The sequence below is a fragment of the Paludibaculum fermentans genome (assembly GCF_015277775.1).
GTDB classification, from domain to species: Bacteria; Acidobacteriota; Terriglobia; order Bryobacterales; family Bryobacteraceae; genus Paludibaculum; species Paludibaculum fermentans.
This window is the reverse complement of the sequence record NZ_CP063849.1, coordinates 6,639,766-6,661,861: the sequence shown is the minus strand read 5'-3', so window position 1 is coordinate 6,661,861 and position 22,096 is coordinate 6,639,766. Positions and strand designations below refer to the sequence as shown.

Below are 22,096 nucleotides of genomic sequence, written 5' to 3'. Positions count from 1 at the left end.
TCTCGTATCTCCGCTTATTTCTGACTCAGCGCCGCTTCGGCGTTCTTTTCGCCAACCTTCACCACAATGTGGGAAGTCCGGCGTTGATACCGGTAGGCGCGGCCCATCGGTGCCGGGCGCACCCTCTTCTGGCGCGGCCCTTCGTTGACATAGGCCTCGGTGACAAACAGGGTGTCGACATCGAGGTCAGTATTGCGGTTTTCCGCATTGGCAATGGCCGACCGCAGAACCTTTTCCACCGTTGGCGCAATGCGCTTGTTGGTGGTCCGCAGGATCGTAATCGCGTCCCCGGCCTTTCGGCCGCGGATCAGGTCGATTACGAGCCGCGCCTTCTGCGCCGACACTCGAATGAATCTGGCTTCCGCTCTCGCTTCCATATCCTTGATTCCTTTCCCTTCCCGCGGCGCTCTTTAGGACGGCTTGCCGGACTTGTCGGCCTTCGCGGCATGCCCCTTAAAGGTGCGGGTGGGGGAGAACTCGCCCAGCTTGTGCCCCACCATGTTTTCCGTGACGTACACGGGGATGAACTTCTTGCCGTTGTGAACGGCGAGGGTGTGGCCGATGAATTCCGGTCTGATCGTCGAACGCCGAGACCAGGTCCGGACAACCTTCTTCTCGTTCTTCTCGTTCATCGCCACCACCTTCGTCAGGAGGTGCCCATCGGTGAACGGCCCTTTTTTCAGTGAACGGCTCATGGTCTTAAATCCCTATCGCTTACTTGTTCTTCGACCGCGGCGTGGCAATGTACTGATCCGTCCGCTTGTTGTTGCGCGTCTTGAAACCACGTGTCGGCTGGCCCCAGGGCGTCACAGGGTGACGGCCACCGGAGGTACGGCCCTCACCACCACCATGGGGGTGATCCACCGGGTTCATCGAGACGCCGCGGTTGTGAGGCTTTACGCCCTTCCAACGGTTGCGGCCGGCTTTGCCCAGCGACTCGTTCTCGTGATCCAGGTTGCCCACCTGGCCGATCGTCGCGTAGCAGGAGGTCATCACCCGGCGCACTTCGCCCGAAGGCAGCTTCAGTAGCGCCATTCCGCCTTCGCGGGAGACCAACTGAGCGGATGCACCAGCCGAGCGCGCCATCTGGCCGCCCTTGCCCGGCCGCAGTTCAATGTTGTGAACCACGGTACCGGCCGGGATGTTCTCTAGCGGCAGTGCGTTGCCTACCAGGATGTCAGCCGCCGGGCCGGACATAATGGTGCGGCCCACTTCCAGGCCCACGGGGCACAGGATGTAGCGCTTCTCGCCATCCACATAGTGCAGCAGTGCGATGCGCGCGGTCCGGTTGGGATCGTACTCGATCGCAGCAACCTTCGCCGGAATGCCGTGCTTGCTCCGCTTGAAATCGATGATGCGGTAGGTCTGCTTATGTCCGCCGCCACGGAACCGGATCACCAGGTGACCCTTGTTATTGCGGCCGCCGGACTTTGCAACCGTACCCGTGGTCAGCGACTTCTCGGGAGTCTGCTTCGTAACTTCGTCACGGGTGACGACGGTCTGGAAACGCTTGGTGGGAGTGGTAGGACGAAATGATTTAATCGGCATGGTTGATTCGGCCTCCCTTTAGAGCTCCGCGTACTCCGGCATCTTCTGGCCCGGCTTCAGGCGGATATAGGCCTTCTTCCAATCGCCGCGGTAGCCGGCGTAACGGCCCCGGCGGCGCAGTTTGCCTTCAAACGTTGCGGTCCGGACGTCTTCCACCTTCACTTTGAAGAGGGATTCCACCGCACCCTTGATGTCTGTCTTGGTCGCTTCGGGATGAACCTGGAAACACAGAGTGCTCTCCGTGTCCTTCTTCCCGACGCCCTTTTCCGTAACAATGGGGCGCACAATGACTTCGTAGCGGTTCATTAGGCCAACGCCTCCGACAGCTTTTTCGCGGCTGCCTCGCTTAAAACAACGTGTTTATGCGCCAGCAGGTCGTAAGTGGTCACGTCCTGCGTCGCCACCAGTTTGACCCCGGGCAGATTGCGGCTGCCGAGCTCCAGGTTGCGGTTCGCGTCGTTCGTGCTCACCAGCAGAACCTTGCGGTCGGCCTGCAGATTCTTCAGCGCTTCCGCCATGACCTTCGTCTTGGCGTCGGCAAGATTCCACTCGGACACAACCTTCAATTCGCCGTCGCGCAGCTTGGCCGTCAGGGCCGAGCGCAGCGCGCCCTGCACCATCTTCTTGTTCAGCCGGTAGGAGTAGTCGCGCGGCACCGGGCCGTGCGTCGTACCACCATGGCGCCACAGCGGAGAACGGACGGAACCGACGCGAGCGCGACCGGTACCCTTCTGCCGCCACAGCTTCTTACCGGAGCCTGCCACTTCACGACGAACCTTCGTCTTGGCCGTGCCGCTGCGGACGCCCGCCAGATGATGGCGCACGCTCTCGTAAATAAGATTCTCGTTGACGGGGGCGCCGAACACAGCATCAGCCAGTTCGAGCTCGCCCACCTTCGTATTTTTCAGATCAACAACGTCAACTTTTGGCATGGCTCGTTACCTCTTCGCGCGGCGCACAATGACGTAAGCGCCATTCGGTCCGGGCACCGCCCCCTTGACCATCAGTACGTTGTCCTCGGTGTCGACATCGATCACTTCGAGATTCCGCACCGTCACGTTCACGTCGCCCATCTGGCCGCCCATCCGGGTGCCGGGGAAAACGCGGGACGGGAAGCTCGACGCGCCGATTGAACCCGGTGCGCGGTGAAACATCGAACCGTGCGTGTTGTCGCCGCCGCCGAATCCGTGGCGCTTCATGACGCCGGCGAATCCACGGCCCTTGCTTACGCCGGTCACGTCCACTTTGTCCGTGGGTTTAAACTGATCCACCAGGACGCGGTCGCCCAGCTTCGGGTCGCCCGAACCAGGCCGGAGCTTGAATTCGCGAGTGTACTTCACGCCTTCGGCATTGGCCTTCTTCAGGTGGCCGGCCGTCGGCTTGTTCGGCTTCTTCGCGAATTCGACCAGACCCAATTGAACGGCGTCATAACCGTCGGTGGCCGGCGTCTTGCGCTGAACCACCACACAGGGTCCCGCTTTGAGCAAAGTCACGGGCACCACCTGCCCGTCGGGCCGGAAGACCTGTGTCATCCCAATCTTTTTGCCGATAATTCCTGGGCTCATATTCCCTCAGTTCCCTGCACCCGCCTCCAGCGGCCGCTGCTTGCAGCTTCGGCCCGGTCCAGCGGTCTAATCTCGCGTCCTCACTCAGGCTGGGTAAGCGACGATCGCTTACTTCGCCCCTTTGTGGTAGGCCTTGATTTCCACGTCCACGCCCGCCGGCAGATCCAGCTTGCTCAGCGCGTCCACGGTGTCCTGCGTCGGCTCGAGAATGTCCAGCAGACGCTTATGCGTCCGGATCTCAAACTGTTCGCGGGACTTTTTATCCACGTGCGGCGAACGGTTCACGGTGTAACTGTTCCGCACTGTGGGCAGTGGAATGGGCCCCGCCACGCGGGCACCAGCCCGCTTGGCCGTTTCCACGATCTCGGTCGTGCTCTGATCGAGCAAGCGGTGATCGTAGGCCTTCAACCGAATTCGAATACGTTTCGTGAGCATCTTCTTTATTTCCCTGGCGGCGGGCGCGTTTGCCGGCCCGCCGCCTATCGGGCTAACTAGTCGAGAACCACTTCCGACACCGTGCCGGCGCCAACCGTGCGGCCACCTTCACGAATCGCGAAGCGCAAACCCTTGTCCATCGCCACCGGGGTGATCAGTTCCACACCCACCGTGACGTTGTCGCCAGGCATCACCATCTCGGTGCCTTCCGGCAACTCCATCACACCCGTCACGTCCGTCGTCCGGAAGTAGAACTGCGGACGATAGCCCTTGAAGAACGGGGTATGGCGGCCGCCTTCTTCCTTCGACAGGACGTACACTTCGCCCCGGAACTTCGCGTGCGGCTTGATCGAGCCCGGCTTCGCCAGCACCTGACCACGCTCCACGTCGTCCTTGTCGATGCCGCGCAGCAACAGGCCGACATTGTCGCCCGCCATGCCACTGTCCAGCAGCTTCTTGAACATTTCCACGCCCGTGACTACCGTCTTGCGCGTGTCGCGGAAGCCCACAATCTCGACTTCCTCGCCCACCTTGACCTGGCCCTTTTCAATACGGCCCGTCACCACCGTCCCGCGGCCCTGGATCGAGAAGATGTCTTCGATCGGCATCAGGAACGGCTTGTCCACATCGCGCGGAGGAATCGGAATGTAGCGGTCCACCGCTTCCATCAGGTCGTCCACCGACTTTTCCCACTCCGGCTCGCCGTTCAATGCGCCCAGCGCGCTCACACGGCAGATCGGCAGGTCGTCGCCGGGGAACCCGTAGCTCGAAAGCAGCTCGCGCAGCTCCATCTCCACCAGTTCCAGCAGTTCGGCGTCGTCCATCATGTCGACCTTGTTCAGGGCAACGACGATGTACGGCACACCCACCTGGCGGGCCAGCAGTACGTGCTCACGAGTCTGGGGCATCGGTCCGTCAGGAGCCGCCACCACCAGGATCGCGCCGTCCATCTGCGCCGCACCGGTGATCATGTTCTTGATGTAATCCGCGTGGCCCGGGCAGTCCACGTGCGCGTAGTGACGATTCGCCGTCTCGTACTCCACGTGCGCCGCCGCGATCGTGATACCTCGTGCCTTTTCTTCGGGCGCGTTGTCGATCGAATCGAAGCTGCGGAACTGCACCTTCGGGTTATGCTTGGCCAGCGTCTTCGTGATTGCTGCCGTGAGCGTGGTCTTGCCGTGGTCGATGTGGCCAATCGTGCCAACATTCACGTGCGGTTTGCTGCGATCAAATTTCTCTTTCGCCATGACCTTCTGTCTCCTGCGCGCTCAAAACTAGCTGGGGCTCTGCCCCTTCATCTTGTTGATTACTTCCTCGGTAACTGACTGAGGAGCCTCTTCATAGCGACCGAAGTGCATCGTGAAGCTACCCCTGCCCTGCGTCCGCGAACGGATTTCCGTCGCGTAGCCGAACATTTCAGACAGCGGCACCATCGCCTTGATGATCTGCGTGTTGCCCTTCAGCTCCATGCCTTCCAGACGCCCGCGGCGGCTGATCAGGTCACCATTCACCGAACCCATGTACTCGTCCGGAACGACCACTTCCACGCTCATGACCGGCTCCAGAAGAACCGGCTTCGCCTTGTGAGCGGCATCTTTTAATGCCATCGATCCGGCGATCTTGAAAGCCATTTCCGAGGAGTCGACGTCGTGGTAGCTACCGTCGTAGATCGTCACTTTGACATTGGCCATCGGGAAGCCCGCCAGAATGCCGCCCTCGAGGGCCTCGACAATACCCTTTTCAGCCGGTCCGATATATTCCTTCGGAACCGTGCCGCCAACGATTCCGTTGACAAACTCGTACTCTTTTTCCGGATTCGGCTCGAGGTGCAGCTTGATGTGACCGTACTGGCCACGCCCACCTGTCTGGCGCACGAACCGGCCTTCGCCATCACTCTTCTTGCGAATCGTTTCGCGGTAAGCAACCTGCGGCTTGCCGACATTGGCGCCCACGTTGAATTCGCGCTGAAGGCGGTCGACAATGATTTCCAGGTGCAACTCACCCATACCGGACAGAATCGTCTGTCCCGTCTCGGGGTCAGTGTTCACCTTCAGCGTCGGATCTTCCTGCACCAGCTTCGCAATCGCCATACCGAGCTTTTCCTGATCGGCCTTCGTTTTGGGTTCGATGGCCAACTGGATCACCGGGGCGGCAAACTCAATTGCTTCCAGTGAGATCGGATGCTCTTCACTGCAAATCGTATCGCTCGTGATCACCGATTTGAGGCCCACGCAGGCAGCAATGTCGCCGGCGTAGATCTCGGTGATCTCTTCACGCTTGTTGGCGTGCATTTTCACCAGGCGGCCAATGCGTTCACGCCGACCCTTGCTGACGTTGAGAATCGTGTCGCCCGTGTTGAGCTTGCCCGAGTAAACCCGGATAAAGGCCAACTGCCCGACGAACGAATCGGTCATGATCTTGAAGATCAACGCCGAGAATGGTTCGCTGTCATCCGCATGACGGACCAGCTCAATGCTCCGGTCGTCGACGTCGTAACCCTTGATGGGCGGGATGTCGAGCGGCGAGGGCAGGAGGTCCACCACGGAGTCCAGCATATTCTGGACGCCTTTGTTCTTGAAAGCCGTGCCGCAGATCACAGGGAAGATCGTCTGCGCGATGGTCGCCTTGCGCAACCCGGAGATGATCTCCGTGGTCGTAAGCGTCTCACCGTTCAGGTACTTCTCCATGAGGATGTCGTCGGCTTCAGCAGCCGCTTCCACCATCTTTTCGCGGTATTCCTTGGCCTGATCCAGCAGGTCGGCAGGAATGTCGACGTCGTCGAATGCGGCCCCGAGGGTTTCATCCCGCCAGATGCGCGCTTTCATCGTGACCAGGTCGATGATGCCTTTGAACTGGTCCTCAGCACCGACCGGCAATTGGATCGGCACCGCACGAGCATGGAGGCGATCTTCAATCGTGGCGACGGCGTGGAAGAAGTCAGCGCCCACGCGGTCCATCTTATTGATGAAGCACACGCGCGGAACGGCGTACTTGTCCGCCTGCCGCCAAACCGTTTCCGACTGCGGCTGCACACCAGCCACGGCGTCGAATACCGCCACGGCGCCATCGAGCACACGGAGCGAACGCTCCACTTCAGCCGTGAAATCCACGTGGCCGGGTGTATCGATGATGTTGATCTGGTAATCGTTCCAGGAGCAGGTCGTCGCGGCGGAGGTGATGGTGATACCACGCTCCTGCTCTTGCACCATCCAGTCCATGGTGGCGGTGCCTTCATGAACTTCACCGATCTTATAGGTGCGGCCGGTGTAATAGAGGATGCGCTCGGTCGTGGTGGTCTTACCGGCATCAATGTGGGCCATGATGCCGATATTTCTCATCTTCTCGAGTGCGATGGTGCGAGGCATATTTAGTCGTCGCTCCGGCGGCGGCTGAGCTTACGATTCTCCTTTTAGTTACCAGCGGTAGTGAGCGAAGGCCTTGTTGGCTTCCGCCATGCGGTGAACGTCGTCCTTCTTCTTGATCGCGGCGCCGCGAAGGCTGGCGGCATCCATCAGTTCATTGGCCAACTTCTCGGCCATGCTCTTGTCAGTCCGCGCGCGGGCTCCGGTGAGGATCCAGCGGATCGCCAGCGAAGTGCGGCGATTGTTCGGAACCTCGATCGGGACCTGGTAGTTGGCACCACCGACGCGGCGGGTCTTAACTTCCAGCAAAGGCTTGCAGTTCTCTACCGCCTTCTTGAACAGCTTCAAGGGATCGTCATTCGACCGGTCCTTGATCGTTTCCATGGCGGTATAGAAGATCCGTTGGGACGTGGTCTTCTTGCCTTCCCACATCATCGAGTTGATGAACTTCTCGGCCAGCGTCGAGTTGTAAACGCCGTCGGGCTGAATTTCGCGGATCTCAGCGCGTCTTCTGCGGGGCATACGTTCCTCTTCAGATCCTTACTACTACTTCTTCTTAGGTGCGGTTTTGGCGGCACCCGCCTTGGGGCGCTTGGCACCGTACTTCGAGCGGCTCTGCATACGGCCGGTCACACCAGCCGTGTCCAGCGTTCCGCGAACTACGTGATAACGCACACCGGGCAGATCCTTCACGCGGCCGCCGCGAATCAGCACGATCGAGTGCTCCTGCAAGTTGTGGCCGACACCGGGAATATAGGTCGTAACTTCAATTCCATTGGTCAGGCGCACACGGGCCACTTTGCGGAGAGCCGAGTTCGGCTTCTTAGGGGTGGTGGTGTAAACACGGGTGCAAACGCCGCGGCGCTGCGGGCAAGATTGCAGCGCGGGGCTGGCAGTCTTATATCGGGTGGGCCTGCGTCCCTTACGGACAAGCTGATTGAAAGTGGGCACGAACTATCCTCTTTGGGCAGCTATGTGAAGCGTAGTCTCAACCGGCGAACACAACAAATATCCGCGCGCAGATCCTGCTCGCGGAAGAGGTCAACCGGCGAAAACCTCGAAAAATCAACCGTTGCAGCGGGCACTGTGCCCGCCAATCAAGAGGGTCACTTCGGACACGCCCATGCTCCGTTCAGCGCTATGTCTGAAGGAACCTCGGGGCGGCCTCTCAGCCGGCTTCCCGCCGTTTCGCCCGGACTAGCCAGGCACAGGAAGGGTAGCTGAGAGAGGAAGAGCTAACTCCTCAAACCTTCCCAGGATACACACCCTAATGAATTGCTGTCAACTGGAAGCACAAAATCTTCAAAACATGCACCTTGGGCTGCAGCCAACCCCTAGATTCTGTTGAATCTTCCCAGATGGCTGGTGCTTGCCCTTCCGCCCCCACCTACACGTGGTTGCGAGGGCTATTCTTCGAATTGTAAAGCTATCGAATTATTCTTGCCCGGGTTGCACAACGTTCACTCAAGATTTATGGAATCGTAACGCAAGCCTGTAAGGCTTGTCAGCATGAGGTTTCTTTTCACTCTGGCACTGTCTGCCAGTATGTTGTTCGCTCAAGGCGACGCAGCTCGCATCACCGGTACGGTGACCGACGCGTCCGGCGCTGTCATTCCTGGCGCTATCATCAAGATTAAAAACGAGAAAACGGCAGCAGTCCGTGAAGTCACCGTGGCCGACAACGGCTCATTTGTCGCCTCGAATCTCACTCCCTCCGTCTACACCATCGATGCCTCGGCGAATGGCATGGCGTCCGCTCAGTATCGCCAAGTCACCCTCACCGCTGGCCAGGAGCGTACCCTCGCCATCATCCTCGCGCCGGCGGAAATGCAACAGTCTGTTACAGTTGCCAGCGGCGATTTGGTGGTGATCGATACCAGCTCTGCTCGCGTCGGCGCCAATATCAATGAGCGGGAAGTGGCCAACATGCCCCTGAACGGCCGCCAGCTCTCCCAACTTTATTTAATGGTGCCCGGCGCCCAGACCGCCGGCGGCGGCAGCTACGACAACATCCGGTTCAGCGGCCGCGCCAATCAGCAGAATGCAGTGCGGTTTGACGGCGTCGAAGCCTCATCTATTATTGATGCCTCCCCTGGAAACCTGAACGGCGAGTCCTCTACCGGCTTCCGCCTGCAGGCGAGCCTGGAGACCGTCCAGGAGTTTCGTGTAGAGTCCAGCAACTATCCGGCTGAGTTCGGAACCGGCACCGGCGGCCAGATCTCGGTCGTCACCAAGTCCGGCTCCAATCAGATCCACGGCTCCCTCTTCGAGTACGTCCGCAACAACTCGTTCGACGCTCGCAACTTCTTCGACACCACCAAATCGCCGCTCCGCCTGAATCAGTTCGGCGGTTCCCTGGGCGGTCCTATTAAGAAGGACAAGGCGTTCTTCTTCGCCAGCATGGAGACGCTGCGCCAGCGAGCCGGCATCAACCTGCTGGGTTCTGTACCCAGCGCCGCAGCCCGGCAGCGGGCCGTCCCAACCATCGCCCCTGTCGTGAACGCTTTCCCCGTCGGCACCCAGACTACCGCCAACCCGGATCTGGACCTGGCCCAACTGAACGCGTCCACCAGCCTGGATGAGTATTCGGGCAGCATCCGGTTTGACTACGCCTTCAGTCCAAAGTATTCGCTCTCCGCGCGCTATGTCCGCGACCAAGGCTATCTCACTAGCCCCATGGATGTTACGGGCAGCCAACAGCGGACTACGGCCGTGCCTCAGAACGGCATGATCAGCCTGCAGCAGGTGCTGACCTCCAATCTGATCAATGAAACCAAGCTCGGCTACAACGGCTCCAAGACTCGCCTGAACGGCATCGCCCCGACCGTGAACGGCATCGATTTCTCGCCGATCTCGATCGATTTCACCGGCGCCGTAGCCATCCCGGGCATTGGCGGCCAGGGCGCCTCGGCCGGCGCGGCCCGCCTGGGCGGACTCATCCGCTCAAACAGCTCGCAGAACGGCCGTGCGCAGCCCTACACCAACTACACCATGTCGTTCATCGACAACCTCTCCTACCTGAAAGGCAACCACACCTTCAAGTTTGGAGCGGAGGTCCGGCCGATCCGCCTCTACACCGATCGCCTGGGCGGCACCACTTACACTTTTTCGAATCTGACCGACCTGCTGGCTAACAAGCCAACCACCATCCAGATCCTGGGTGACGTCAGCGCCCCCAACCCGCTGCATAACGGCATCGCCACCAACCGCTTCCTGAAGCAGGCCTACTATGTGTTCTACGCTCAGGACGAGTGGCGCCTCCGGCCCAACCTCACCATTAACTATGGGTTGCGCTACGAATACTATTCGGTCATGCATGAGGACCAAAACCTTTACACCCTGTTCCAGGTGGAGCGCGGGGACATCGCCCCGGCCGGCACGCCGTGGTACAAGAGCTCGAAGAACAACTGGGGGCCCCGCCTGGGCCTGAGCTGGTCACCCAGCCGCTTCAACAACAAGACGGTTCTGCGCGTCGGCGCCGGCTACTTCTTCGGCCCGGGCCAGACCGAAGATCAGGTCCAACCCATTGATAGCGACCGCATTACCGTCAATGCGCCCGCGGGTTCCGCCTTCCCCGTCAACAGCCAGCAGATCATCGCCAATACCAACCCGAGCAATCTGTCCGGCTTCACCCCCCGCGCTTACTCGGCGAACTACACCCTGCCGGAGAAGGTCCTCAGCTACACCGCTTCCATTCAGCAGCAACTGCCGGGCAACACCGTCATGACCGTCGCCTACGTGGGCAGCCAGGGGCGCAACCTCTTCCTGCGGTCCTGGACCAACGGTATCGTCGGCCTCACCATGAACCCGACGACAGGGGTTGGGAATCCGCAACTCCAGTTCGGCTCCCGGTTTGGCCAGATCGATTACAAGACCAGCGGCGGCACGGATAACTACAACTCCCTGCAGACTTCCGTTCAGCGCCGTTTCAATCAGGGCCTGACGATCGGCGGCCAGTGGACCTACGCCCACTCGCTGGGCAACACCGGCGGCTCCAACGAAGCCCAAACAGCCCAGAACCCCTTTAATTTCAATGCCGATCGCGGCAACAACGCCTTCGACATCCGCCATAGCGTCAACGCCACGGCGCTGTATGAATTGCCTGTCGGCACCGGCCGGAAGTATCTGGCCAACTCCAGCAAGCTGGTGAACCTGCTGGCCGGCGGCTGGCAACTGGGCGGCGTCCTGAACGCTCGCACCGGTCTGCCGATTGACCTCACCATCGCCCGCAACGACATCGCCTACCAGGTGAACTCAACGGGCCAGATTGTCTCCAATCCGATCGTTTCCGGGACCACGGTACTCACCACACCGGTGATCAACAATCCCTACGGCGGCGCCTTCCGCAACAACCGGCGTCCGGATGTCGTGGCCGGCGTCGATCCCTTCCTGCACGGCAGCGACAGCCGCTACTTCCTGAATCCCGCCGCCTTCGCCTTCCCGACGCCCGGCACGTTCGGCAACCTGGGCCGCTGGGCGTTGCACGGCCCCAGCCTGACCCAGTTCGACATGACACTCCAGAAGCGGTTCCGGCTCACCGAACGGATGAACATGGAGTTCCGCGGCGAACTGTATAACCTCTTCAACAAAACCAACTTCGCCAGCCCCTCGGCGCGCCTGAACAATGCGCTGGGTACCGGAGCGAATCAGTTGCAACCCGGCCAGTCCTTCTCAGCGGCGGCGGCCGGCGGCACCTTCGGCATCGCCAACTCCACCGTCACCAAGGACGTTGGCCTGGGCGCAAGCCGTCAGATCCAACTCTCACTGCGGCTGAACTTCTAGTTCAGTCCGTCGCGACACTCTCACGCCCCACGCCGGTTCGCGGCGTGGGGCCCTTTTTTGTCCAGACAGCGGGACTTTCTGCTTCAAAGTGCTATCTTTGGATATCCTTAGCATCCATGGCATATTGATTCAGATTCAGTTCAGAGGAACGTATCCGCAAATCCTACGAATTGGCATGTCACTGGTTCAATTTCAATCGCTTGCGAGTTTGACCCCCCTAAAATTGTTGTGTTAGCCTACAAGCTTGGGGTTAAGAGTCACTCCCCCGCCTCCACACCCCCGGAATTACCGAGACATCCTCCGGTAAGGCGCCGATAGCATGGAACAGATTTTCGAAACCCTTAAAGGGATCATCGTCCGAGCCCTGCCTACGTTCGCACTCGTCATTCTTCTTCATTGGTTCCTGAAGAAAGTCCTGTTCCAGCCGATGGAAAAGGTCCTTGAGGAACGGCGCAAGAAGACCGAAGGCGCCGTGGAAGCCAGCGAGGCCACACTTGCCTTGGTGAACGAGAAGTTGGCCACCTACGAGAACTCCCTGGCCGATGCCCGTGCCGAGATCTACAAAGAGCAGGAAGCCGGACGGAAACGTCTGGCCGACCAGCAGGCCAAGGCGGTTGAAGCCGCCCGGATCAAGGCAGGCGAGCGTGTTGCCGCAGTGAAAGCGGAGCTGGCACTGGAAGTCGACAAGGCCACAGCCACCCTGGCCGCCGAGTCGGACCGGCTGGCGGAAGAGATTGCCGGCTTGGTTCTTGCCGGAAAGGTACAGTAGGCCCATGAAGCGCATTGCCCTCCTCCTGATGTTGGCCGGCACCACGGTTTGGGCCCAGGAACACGCCGAACCCGCCAAGGAAGGCCACGAAGCAGCCGCACACGAAGGCTCGGATCCGACCCTGCCTGCCAAGTGGGTGAACTTCGCGATTCTGGCCTCTGGTCTCGGGTTCCTGGCGATCAAGTTTGGCGGACCTGCCCTGAAGGGCCAGCAGCAGCAGATTCTCGACAAGATGAGCCAGGCCTCGCGCCGCGCGGAAGCCGCGAAGGTGCAGGCGGACGAGATGGACAAGCGCATCTCGGGGCTCCAGGTGGAAGTGGACGCGATTCGCAAGAAGGCGGCCACGGAACTGGCAGCCGAGGCGGCCCGGCTGGAAAAAGAGACGGAACAATTGCTGGCCAAGGTGGAACAGACGGCGGAGCAGGAGATTGCGTCCTCGGCCAAATTCGCCACCCAGCAACTGAAGGCCACAGCCGCCAAACTGGCGCTGGATCTGGCCAGCCAGAAGATTCGTTCGCGCATGACCGCGGGGACGCAGGGCGTCCTGGTGGACCGCTTTACGCAGCATCTCGGCGACTCGAGTGAGCTGCGAGGATAGGGAAGAGCACCATGTCGACGCTCGCGATCGCCAACCAATACGCTAAAGCGCTGCTTGAATCCATCTCACAGCCCGGCAGTGGGGCGACCTCAGAGGAAGCGCTCACCCAGCTGGAGCAGTTTGATTCCCTCCTGAAGAGTTCGCACGACCTCCACACGATCCTCCTCTCCCCTGCCGTGGCTCATGCCCAGAAGCAGAAAGTCCTTGGCCGGTTGGCCGAACTGCTGGGCCTGCATGGATTTGTCCGCAATTTCCTGTTTGTGGTGACGCGTCACCGGCGGCTGAACCTGCTGGGTGAAATCCGCGAGCGCTATCAGGCGCTGCTGGACGAGACGCTCGGCCTGCTGAGGGCCCGGGTTTCCACGGCGGCTCCCTTGACTCCGGAGCAGATGACGGCGTTGGAAGCGGCGCTGTCCCAAGTGACGGGCAAGCAGATGCGTTGCGGCTATGAAGTAGACGACACACTAGTGGGCGGCCTGGCCGTTCGCGTGGGTTCGACGATGTATGACGGATCGGTGAGGGGGCAGCTCGATAGCCTTCGCCGCCGCCTCACGAGTGAGGCCTGACAAGGAACTGAAAGTATGGCTCAGATTCGTGCCGATGAAATCGCTCGCGTACTTCGCGAAGAGATTGAAAATTACGACAAAGCGGTTCAGGTCTCCGAGACCGGTTATGTAGTGACGGTCGGAGACGGAATTGCCCGCGTCCATGGCCTGGACAAGGTCATGGCCGGTGAACTCATCGAGTTCCCGCACGGCGTTTCGGGTATCGCCCTCAACCTCGACGAGGACGAAGTCGGCGCGGTGCTGCTGGGCGAAGCGTATGCCATTCGCGAAGGCGACGAAGTCCGCCGCACGGGCCGCATCATGTCGGTTCCGGTCGGCGAGGCGATGATCGGCCGTGTCGTGAATGCACTGGGCCAGCCCATCGACGACAAGGGCCCGATCGACACCAAGGAATTCTTCGCGATCGAGCGAATCGCGCCGGGCGTCATTGACCGCAAGCCCGTGAAGGAACCGTTGCAGACCGGCCTCAAGGCGATCGACGCCATGATTCCGGTAGGCCGCGGGCAGCGCGAGTTGATCATCGGCGACCGCCAGACCGGCAAGACGGCCATTGCGCTGGACACGATCATCAACCAGAAGGGCAAAGGCGTCATTTGTATCTATGTCGCCATCGGCCAGAAGCGCTCGACGGTGGCCCAGGTGGTGAAGACCCTGCAGGACTACGGCGCCATGGATTACACCATCGTCGTGGCCGCCACGGCGTCGGAATCGGCCGCCCTGCAGTACATCGCCCCCTACTCCGGCTGCGCGATGGGCGAATACTTCCGTGACAACTCCGGCCACGCCCTCTGCGTGTACGACGATCTGTCGAAGCACGCCGCGGCGTACCGCGAGATTTCGCTGCTGCTGCGCCGTCCTCCGGGCCGCGAAGCGTTCCCCGGCGACGTGTTCTATCTTCACTCCCGCTTGCTGGAGCGCGCCGCGAAGCTGAGCGACAAGCTCGGCGGCGGATCGCTTACCGCCCTGCCGTTCATCGAAACGCAGGCAGGCGACGTTTCGGCGTACATTCCAACCAACGTGATTTCGATCACGGACGGCCAGATCTTCCTGCAGTCGGACATGTTCAACTCGAACCTGCGTCCGGCCGTGGACGTCGGCATCTCAGTGAGCCGCGTGGGCGGCAACGCGCAGACGAAAGCCATGAAGCAGGTGGCCGGTTCGCTGCGTCTCGACCTGGCGCAGTATCGCGCGTTGGCTGCGTTCGCCCAGTTCGGTTCCGATCTCGATAAGGCATCGCAGGCCCAGCTGAATCGCGGCCGCCGCCTGACCGAGATCCTCAAGCAGGGCCAATACCAGCCCCTGCCCGTCGAAAAGCAGATCCTCATCATCTACGCCGGCACGAACGGCTGGCTGGATGACATGGAAGTCGAGTGGTGCCTGCCCTTCGAAGCCGGCTTGTACCGTTTCGTCGAGAATGGCCACGCCGACCTGCTGACGGACATCCGCGAGAAGGCCGCCCTGGATGATGGCATCAAGGCGCGCATCGAAGCGGTCCTGAAGGAATTCAAGCAGCGCTTCCTGGCCGAGCGCAAGGCCGGCAAGTAGGCCCGATCCAGCGAGGTTTTCATGCCCAGTTTGATCGACATACGCCGCCGGATCCGCTCGGTTAAGAACACCCAGCAGATCACGAAGGCCATGAAGATGGTGGCCACGGCCCGCCTGCGCCGCGCGCAGGAGCGCGTGATCAATGCGCGTCCCTATTCGCGCATGGCCGGCGAGATTCTGCGCAACGTGGCGGCCGCGGCCGCCGGCGACGAGCGGGTAAGCGAGAATCCGCTGCTGGCGGTTCGTGAAGAGAAGCGGATCCAGTTCATCCTGGTCACGTCGGACCGCGGCCTGGCCGGCGGTTTCAACTCCAATCTCATCAAGGCGGCACAGCAGTTTCTGGCTGAGAATGCGGACAAGCAGGTGGAGATGGAACTCTACGGCCGGAAGGCCCGCGACTTCTTCACCCGGCGTGCTGCCAGAGTCAGCGGCGAAGTGACGGGCATTTCGCAGTCTCCGTCATTGGCCGACGCCAAAGCGCTGGCCGACAAGATGATCGACCGCTTCAAGAACGAGGAAGTGGATGCGGTTTACCTGCTCTACAACGAGTTCAAGAGCGTTCTGACGCAAAAGGTCACGTTGAAGAAGATGCTGCCGATGGCTGTGCAGGCAGAAGGCTCGCCACAGCGGGACTACATCTTCGAACAGCCTCCTGCCGAGATGCTGGGACGGTTGCTGCCGAACTACATCCTCCTGCAGATCCTGGAAGCGTTTCTGGAATCGGCGGCCGCGGAGCATGCAGCCCGCATGACGGCCATGGACGCGGCTTCCACCAACGCGAACGACGTTATCAACAAGCTGACCCTGTATATGAACCGGGTGCGGCAGGCCAGCATTACACGCGAAATTATCGAAGTTGTCAGCGGGGCCAGCGCCCTCGAATAGGAATTCCATCATGTCCACAGCAGCGCAACAGGAAGTTCTTGGAAAAGTAATTCAGGTATCCGGACCAGCCGTCGACCTGCAGTTCCCTGAAGGGCAGATCCCCGTCATTTACACGGCGGTGAAGATCACCAGTGAAGGGTTCACGGTGCCTGAGCCCATCAACATCATGGTGGAAGTCATGCAGCACATCGGCGAAGGCCGGGTGCGCTGCGTCGCTCTGCAACCCACTGACGGTCTCGTACGCGGCATGAAGGCGATCTCCACGGGCGCGCCCATCACCGTTCCGGTGGGTAAGCAGACCCTGGGCCGTGTTCTGAACGTGCTGGGTGAACCGGTGGACCAGCAGGGTCCGGTGACCACGGAGAAGCGGTTCCCGATTCACCGCGAAGCGCCGATGTTCGACGAGCAGTCGACCGGCCTGCAGATGTTCGAAACGGGCATCAAGGTCATCGATCTTCTCGAACCCTACCTCCGCGGCGGCAAGATCGGCCTGTTCGGCGGCGCCGGTGTCGGCAAGACGGTCGTCATCATGGAGCTGATCAACAACATCGCCATGAAGCACGGCGGTGTGTCGGTGTTCGCCGGCGTGGGCGAGCGCACCCGCGAAGGCAACGATCTGTGGCTGGAAATGCAGGAATCGGGCGTACTTGACCCCACGGACTGGACGAAGTCGAAGGTGGCGTTGATCTACGGCCAGATGACCGAGCCCCCAGGGGCCCGGCTGCGCGTCGGCCTCACCGGCCTGACGGTCGCCGAGTATTTCCGCGACGAAGAGGGCCAGGACGTGCTTCTCTTCATCGACAACATTTTCCGCTTCACCCAGGCCGGCTCGGAAGTATCCGCATTGCTGGGCCGCATGCCCTCCGCCGTGGGTTACCAGCCGAACCTGGCTACGGAAATGGGCGAACTGCAGGAGCGTATCACTTCGACGAAGAAGGGCTCGATCACGTCGGTGCAGGCCATCTATGTGCCCGCCGACGACTACACCGACCCGGCTCCGGCGACGACCTTCGCCCACCTCGACGCCACCACGCAGCTTTCGCGCGACATCGCGGCCCTGGGCATCTACCCGGCCGTCGATCCGCTCACCTCCACCTCGCGCATTCTCGATCCGCTAGTTGTCGGCGACGAGCACTACTCCACGGCACAGCGCGTGAAGGGTGTGCTGCAGCGCTACAAGGACCTGCAGGACATCATCGCGATTCTGGGCATGGACGAACTGTCGGAAGAGGACAAGCTCAGCGTCTCGCGCGCCCGCAAGATCCAGCGATTCTTCTCGCAGCCGTTCCACGTGGCCGAGCAGTTCACCGGCTTCAAGGGCAAGTATGTGAAGCTGGCCGACACGATCAAGGGCTTCAAGGAAATCGTTGACGGGAAGCACGACGACGTCCCCGAGCAGGCCTTCTACATGCAGGGCACGATCGAGGAAGTGTTGGAGCGCTCCGAACAGATCAAGAAGGCGAACTAGGCCATGTCCGGACAGTTGACGCTGGAAGTTGCGACGCCGGAGCGCATGCTGTTGAAAGAGCAGGTGAAAGGCGTGACCGTACCCGGCCTGGACGGCGAGTTGGGCATTCTCCCCGAGCATGCTCCGCTGCTTTCCGAACTGGGCTGCGGGCCGCTCTCCTTTGAGCTGGAGAACGGGCAGAAGAAGTACATCTCCATCTGCGGCGGTTATGTGGAAGTGCTGCCCGACCATGTCCGAGTACTGGCCGCGCAGGCCGAGAACGCAAGCGAGATCGACGCCAAGCGCGCCGAAACCGCCCTGCAGCGTGCCAACGAACGCCTGCTGCACCCGACAGCCGATCTGGATGTCGCCCGCGCCCTGAACGCCCTGAAACGCGCCCAGGCCCGCGTGGCCGTAGCGAAGATCGCCGCCGGCAGGTAGCCGGCACACCCACCCCGATACAATGGCGGTAGCGAGCCTACCGCCATGCATACCATTGCCGACATTTGCGTAATTCCCCTGGGTGTCGGGACCTCGGTGTCCCGCGAGGTGACCGTCTGCGAGAGGATCCTGCGGGAGTCCGGCCTCAAGACGATGCTCCACGCCTATGGCACGAATGTGGAGGGAGAATGGGACGACGTGATGGCGGCCATCAAACGCTGCCACGAAGCCCTTCACGAAATGGGTGTGCCGCGCATCTCCACCAACATCCGCATCGGAACCCGCACCGACAAGGCGCAGACGATGCAGGATAAGGTCGAGCGAGTGGAGCGCCGTCTGGTGGAGGATACTCTCTGACATGGCCCGCAATTTCAAGGATCTGCACGAGCGCGAGATCCTCGCCCTGGCGATCGCTCTGGAAGAGGAAGACGGCCGCATTTACGCCGATTTCTCGGACGGCCTGCGAGACACCTACCCGGCTACGGCAGCGATCTTCGATGGGATCCGCGGCGAGGAATCCAACCATCGTGCGCGCCTGATTGAACTTTTCCAGCACAAGTTCGGAGAGCACATTCCACTCATCCGGCGCACCGATGTGAAGGGGTTTGTGCAGCGCCGGCCCGTATGGCTGGTGCGCCCACTGGGTATCAACGTGGTGCGCAAACAGGCGGAGATCATGGAACTGGAGACCCGGCGCTTCTACGAAAAAGCAGCGCAGCAGGTCTCCGATGCCTCCATCCGCAAGTTGCTGGGCGATCTGGCCGAGGAGGAGCGCAAGCACTCCGCCGCGGCAGAATCGTTGGAAGAGGAGCATCTCTCCCACGGTGAGCGCGAGAAGGAAGATGCCGCGCACCGCCGGTTGTTCGTACTGCAGATCGTGCAGCCGGGCCTGGCCGGGTTGATGGACGGCTCCGTTTCGACGCTGGCGCCTCTATTCGCGGCCGCCTATTCCACGCACAGCAGTTGGAATGCGTTTCTGGTCGGGCTGGCCGCGTCGGTAGGTGCAGGCATCTCCATGGGCTTTGCGGAGGCCCTTTCGGACGACGGTTCGTTGACGGGGCGCGGCCATCCCTGGATTCGAGGCCTGGTCTGCGGCCTGATGACGACAGCGGGCGGAATCGGCCATACGCTGCCCTTCCTGATCCCGAACTTCCACCTCGCGATGACCTCGGCTGTGGCCGTGGTGGCGGTGGAGCTGGCGGTGATCAGTTGGGTGCGGCATCGCTACATGGACACGCCCGTCGTTTCGGCGACGCTGCAGGTGGTCCTGGGCGGAGTGCTGGTGTTCCTGGCTGGTATGTTCATCGGCAGCGCATAGGCGGCGGCACACTGGCCAGGTAGCTAGGGAATGACCGCGGTGCCGGTCTGAACCCAACCCGAATCGCGGCCCAGGGGATCGAGAGTACGCTGAAACACCAACTTATTGCCGGACATGGGCGGCTTGGCGTTGAGGGTCGCCTTGAGCGTGAAGCCGCTGGCCAGATTCGTGACCTGGGCAGTGCCTGTATCGATGGAACACGCGCTGCTGTTCAGCAGGTTGGAACTGGCCCCGAGGGCAACCGGCCCAAGGAAGAAGCCTACATCGCTCGAATACATCCAAAGCCCGTTGCCGGCACGATCATAGTGCAGGAAACAGAAGGGCTGGCCCCCGCCATCCGTGGCCGTGGCGATGAGGAATTGCGACCAGCCTTTGTTCGTGCCCCCAAAGCCGGCCGGGTCCGGGTAGGTCAAGGTGTAGGTTCTCTGGCTGCCGGCGCTGGAATTGAGGGCCTGGCTCATGACAGCCATGGGCGCCGCTGCCGGATTCCAGGTCCCCTTCTGGGTCCAGTGGCTGTCGGTCTCACTGAGCGTGTAGGACCGGACATATACGTTATACGCGGCGGCCGACTTGAATACCAGATTGGCGTTTAAGGTGACGGTAGCGCCGGAACTGGTGACGGACGAAGTCTTCGTATTCAATCCGCACACTGAGTTCTGAAGCTCGGCACTGGCCGTGCCCGGCTGGACAGGGCCCACAAAGAAGCCTCCGTCGCCATACACCCAGAACCCGTTGCCCTGGACATCGTAATGGACGAAGCAGTATGGCTGGCCTCCGCCGTCAGGGGCGGCGGCGATCAGCAGTTCATACCAGGCCAGGTCATTGAATCCGGCGGCGGCTGTGTAAGTGGAACTCAGGGCTACGCCAGAGCCTGAGCCGGATGCAGGTGTCACCGACAGCTTACTGAGTGGAAGTGGCAATCCGCTAAAGATGGCGTAGACCGTGGCTGGATTTTGCAGGAAGAGGCCGAAAACGGGCTGACTGCCATAATAAGCACCGGCAAAGGTCGTGAATGTGTTGTTGCCGATAGCGCCGGCGGAAATCATCACCTGGCCGCGGTCATACCAGCCGCTGGCTGGAGAGATCGAGCCGCCCTGGGTAGCGATGGTGGTCAGGAAGTACTGAGGCTTGTAGAAAACGCTCAGGCTGGACGGCCGAAGGGAGTTGGCCGATATTGCATGGGCGGGGCCATAACCATCGCTCCAACTGTCAAAACGGTAGCGGGATCCTGTTCCACCACCGATGAAATCAAGGGCCAGCACACTATGGCTGCTGCCGTACACCCAACTGAAATTCTGGGCCGCCTGGTAGAGGAACCCATCCACATAAAATGGCAGGTCGCCGGAGTAAATCTGCACGGCAACCATCGGGGGAGTAGAGGTCAGCAGTACAACGGTGATCCCACCGCCGGCCACCGCCGTCACATTCTGAAGGTCAGTGGGCACCGCGTGACCGTGGTCCGGTTCGCAGCCGTACATGGCCAGGGACCCATCCCTCTTCAGTGCCACTCCGCAGTACCCGGCGCCAAGCCCCATGCTGTCGACGTTGGTCCAGCCGGTCAGGTCCGGCAAGCCATAGTCAGCCCACATTGTGATGCTATGGTCCGCATGAATCACGGCGGTCATGTAGGTACCGGCAACTACTGAGACTGCATCTGTGATGCCTGCGGGCATGGGGGAGTAAAAGTTATTGAACGCCACCGGCACGCCATTGGACCTCAGGGCAATCACATTCGAGCCGGCCGACACGTCGACAATATCCGTGGCATTCTTCACTGTCGTCGTGAAGATGTATTGCGTGTCTCCCCAGGCGCTGACTGTTCCATCCGCCCTGAGGGCCAAACCGACATGGTTGTTCGCTGCGATCTTGACGACATCAGTTAAGCCGGCAGGTACACCTGTTCCGCCAGGGCCGGGCCCCCAGGCCACAACAGTCCCATCCGATCGAAGTCCGACTCCAAAGGACGCACCAGCCGCCACGGCGATGAGGTTGTTGAGGCCGGCCGGGACAGCACATTGGTAGTCGTCCGGGCAGCCCCAGGCCGCCACGGTGCCGTTTTTTCGCAAGGCCAACATCTCGCCGGTAGCCGACACGGAAACCACGTCGGTGAGATTGCCAGGCATAGGTACATATGGATAGTTGATGACCGTCGTGAAAACGACAGGCACGGCGGTGTCCCGGACCGTGGCGACATCACTGGCGGACTTCGCAGCAGGGTCACCACCACCGGCCACGGATACCTGCAACGTCAGCGGGTCCGGCGCATTGAGGTCGACCGAGGCAAGCACCGTGATGGCCGGATAGTTCTTTCCCGCGGCAAGAACGTCGGTCCGGACACAGGATGTGGCATTGCATGACCAACCCGGGCCCCTCAGTTTCGAAATCTGAAGTCCAACCGGAGCGGGCACCGTCACCTGCACTTGTCCCACGGTAGGACCCGCCAGTGCGTCATTACCGACCCGGATTAAGTAGGCAGCGTTCGTCTGGCCGCGCAGAAAGGTGCTCATCCGGGAAAGGCTGATCTTCAGCGCGGCTGGAGAACCGGCGTTGGCCGGCACGGCAGCCTGTTGGAGGCCCGCATCCTGCGTACCGTGGATGACGTCAATTGCGCGGGAATCCGCGGCGCTGGCCTGCACAACGGAAGACTGGGCGATACACCCAAACGAATTCAGAATAAATAGTGCGAAACCGCAGTGGAGGATACAGCTATAAGTGATACGCAAGAAGCCCCTGCATAAACTTACAGCGGAGCCCTGGTTGAGTCAACTTAGGCTGCTTATCCGGTAGGTATTCTCCCATCAAAAGATTCAACCGGGTGTGATGCGTTGCCCGGCG

22 protein-coding genes are annotated in these 22,096 nt (G+C 60.9%); 10 read left to right on the top strand and 12 right to left on the bottom strand.

The window, feature by feature from the left end:
• Positions 1-14: 14 nt before the first annotated feature.
• The 11 genes from rplV to rpsL all read right to left on the bottom strand — a co-directional run bounded on the left by rplV (position 15) and on the right by rpsL (position 7,861).
• Entirely contained in the window at positions 15-377 is a 363-nt protein-coding gene (gene rplV / locus IRI77_RS26220; protein WP_194447954.1) for a 50S ribosomal protein L22, read from the bottom strand.
• A gap of 33 nt (positions 378-410) precedes the next feature.
• The gene (gene rpsS / locus IRI77_RS26215) at positions 411-695 is read right to left on the bottom strand and encodes a 30S ribosomal protein S19 (protein ID WP_194447953.1); all 285 of its coding nucleotides are present in this window, start codon (positions 693-695) and stop codon (positions 411-413) included.
• Between the two features lie 19 nt (positions 696-714).
• Positions 715-1,548 (bottom strand): 50S ribosomal protein L2, encoded by an 834-nt coding sequence (gene rplB / locus IRI77_RS26210; protein WP_194447952.1) that lies wholly within the window; start codon positions 1,546-1,548, stop codon positions 715-717.
• Positions 1,549-1,566: 18 nt separating this feature from the next.
• Positions 1,567-1,854: a 50S ribosomal protein L23 gene (locus IRI77_RS26205; protein WP_194447951.1), complete on the bottom strand. Its 288-nt coding sequence runs from the start codon at positions 1,852-1,854 to the stop codon at positions 1,567-1,569.
• Positions 1,854-2,480 (bottom strand): 50S ribosomal protein L4, encoded by a 627-nt coding sequence (rplD, locus tag IRI77_RS26200; protein WP_194447950.1) that lies wholly within the window; start codon positions 2,478-2,480, stop codon positions 1,854-1,856. The genes IRI77_RS26205 and rplD overlap by 1 nt, the downstream gene beginning before the upstream one ends.
• 6 nt (positions 2,481-2,486) lie before the next feature.
• Positions 2,487-3,113, bottom strand: a complete 627-nt coding sequence (rplC, locus tag IRI77_RS26195; protein WP_194447949.1) for a 50S ribosomal protein L3 — start codon at positions 3,111-3,113, stop codon at positions 2,487-2,489.
• Positions 3,114-3,221: 108 nt separating this feature from the next.
• Positions 3,222-3,548, bottom strand: coding sequence for a 30S ribosomal protein S10 (gene rpsJ, locus IRI77_RS26190; protein WP_194447948.1), 327 nt, complete (start codon positions 3,546-3,548; stop codon positions 3,222-3,224).
• A 56-nt stretch (positions 3,549-3,604) separates the two neighbouring features.
• Positions 3,605-4,795 (bottom strand): elongation factor Tu, encoded by a 1,191-nt coding sequence (gene tuf, locus IRI77_RS26185; RefSeq protein ID WP_194447947.1) that lies wholly within the window; start codon positions 4,793-4,795, stop codon positions 3,605-3,607.
• Between the two features lie 27 nt (positions 4,796-4,822).
• Positions 4,823-6,913 carry an elongation factor G gene (gene fusA / locus IRI77_RS26180; protein WP_194447946.1) on the bottom strand — a complete coding sequence of 697 codons (2,091 nt, stop codon included), beginning with the start codon at positions 6,911-6,913 and terminating at the stop codon, positions 4,823-4,825.
• Positions 6,914-6,961: 48 nt separating this feature from the next.
• Positions 6,962-7,432 (bottom strand): 30S ribosomal protein S7, encoded by a 471-nt coding sequence (rpsG, locus tag IRI77_RS26175; RefSeq protein ID WP_194447945.1) that lies wholly within the window; start codon positions 7,430-7,432, stop codon positions 6,962-6,964.
• 24 nt (positions 7,433-7,456) lie between these two features.
• Positions 7,457-7,861, bottom strand: a complete 405-nt coding sequence (gene rpsL / locus IRI77_RS26170) for a 30S ribosomal protein S12 (RefSeq protein WP_194447944.1) — start codon at positions 7,859-7,861, stop codon at positions 7,457-7,459.
• Between the two features lie 594 nt (positions 7,862-8,455).
• Here rpsL and IRI77_RS26165 point away from each other — a divergent pair.
• From IRI77_RS26165 to mbfA, 10 genes are all read left to right on the top strand, one after another.
• Positions 8,456-11,692, top strand: coding sequence for a TonB-dependent receptor (locus tag IRI77_RS26165; protein ID WP_228486323.1), 3,237 nt, complete (start codon positions 8,456-8,458; stop codon positions 11,690-11,692).
• Between the two features lie 319 nt (positions 11,693-12,011).
• Positions 12,012-12,461, top strand: a complete 450-nt coding sequence (locus tag IRI77_RS26160; RefSeq protein ID WP_194447943.1) for an ATP synthase F0 subunit B — start codon at positions 12,012-12,014, stop codon at positions 12,459-12,461.
• A gap of 4 nt (positions 12,462-12,465) precedes the next feature.
• Complete coding sequence (locus IRI77_RS26155; protein ID WP_194447942.1) at positions 12,466-13,059, top strand: F0F1 ATP synthase subunit B family protein; 594 nt, start codon at positions 12,466-12,468, stop codon at positions 13,057-13,059.
• Between the two features lie 11 nt (positions 13,060-13,070).
• A complete protein-coding gene (gene atpH, locus IRI77_RS26150) occupies positions 13,071-13,625 on the top strand; it encodes an ATP synthase F1 subunit delta (RefSeq protein ID WP_194447941.1) in 555 nt (184 codons plus the stop codon).
• Positions 13,626-13,640: 15 nt separating this feature from the next.
• On the top strand, positions 13,641-15,170 hold the full coding sequence (gene atpA / locus IRI77_RS26145; protein WP_194447940.1) for a F0F1 ATP synthase subunit alpha: 1,530 nt from the start codon (positions 13,641-13,643) through the stop codon (positions 15,168-15,170).
• 21 nt (positions 15,171-15,191) lie between these two features.
• Positions 15,192-16,055: an ATP synthase F1 subunit gamma gene (gene atpG, locus IRI77_RS26140; RefSeq protein ID WP_194447939.1), complete on the top strand. Its 864-nt coding sequence runs from the start codon at positions 15,192-15,194 to the stop codon at positions 16,053-16,055.
• 10 nt (positions 16,056-16,065) lie between these two features.
• Positions 16,066-17,523, top strand: coding sequence for a F0F1 ATP synthase subunit beta (atpD, locus tag IRI77_RS26135; protein WP_194447938.1), 1,458 nt, complete (start codon positions 16,066-16,068; stop codon positions 17,521-17,523).
• 3 nt (positions 17,524-17,526) lie between these two features.
• Positions 17,527-17,943 (top strand): F0F1 ATP synthase subunit epsilon, encoded by a 417-nt coding sequence (locus IRI77_RS26130; RefSeq protein WP_194447937.1) that lies wholly within the window; start codon positions 17,527-17,529, stop codon positions 17,941-17,943.
• Between the two features lie 45 nt (positions 17,944-17,988).
• On the top strand, positions 17,989-18,300 hold the full coding sequence (locus IRI77_RS26125; protein WP_194447936.1) for an MTH1187 family thiamine-binding protein: 312 nt from the start codon (positions 17,989-17,991) through the stop codon (positions 18,298-18,300).
• Between the two features lies 1 nt (position 18,301).
• Positions 18,302-19,261, top strand: a complete 960-nt coding sequence (mbfA, locus tag IRI77_RS26120) for an iron exporter MbfA (RefSeq protein ID WP_194447935.1) — start codon at positions 18,302-18,304, stop codon at positions 19,259-19,261.
• 23 nt (positions 19,262-19,284) lie between these two features.
• Here the strand turns inward: mbfA and IRI77_RS26115 are convergent, their stop codons facing one another.
• Entirely contained in the window at positions 19,285-21,897 is a 2,613-nt protein-coding gene (locus tag IRI77_RS26115; protein ID WP_194447934.1) for an RCC1 domain-containing protein, read from the bottom strand.
• Between the last annotated feature and the right edge of the window lie 199 nt (positions 21,898-22,096).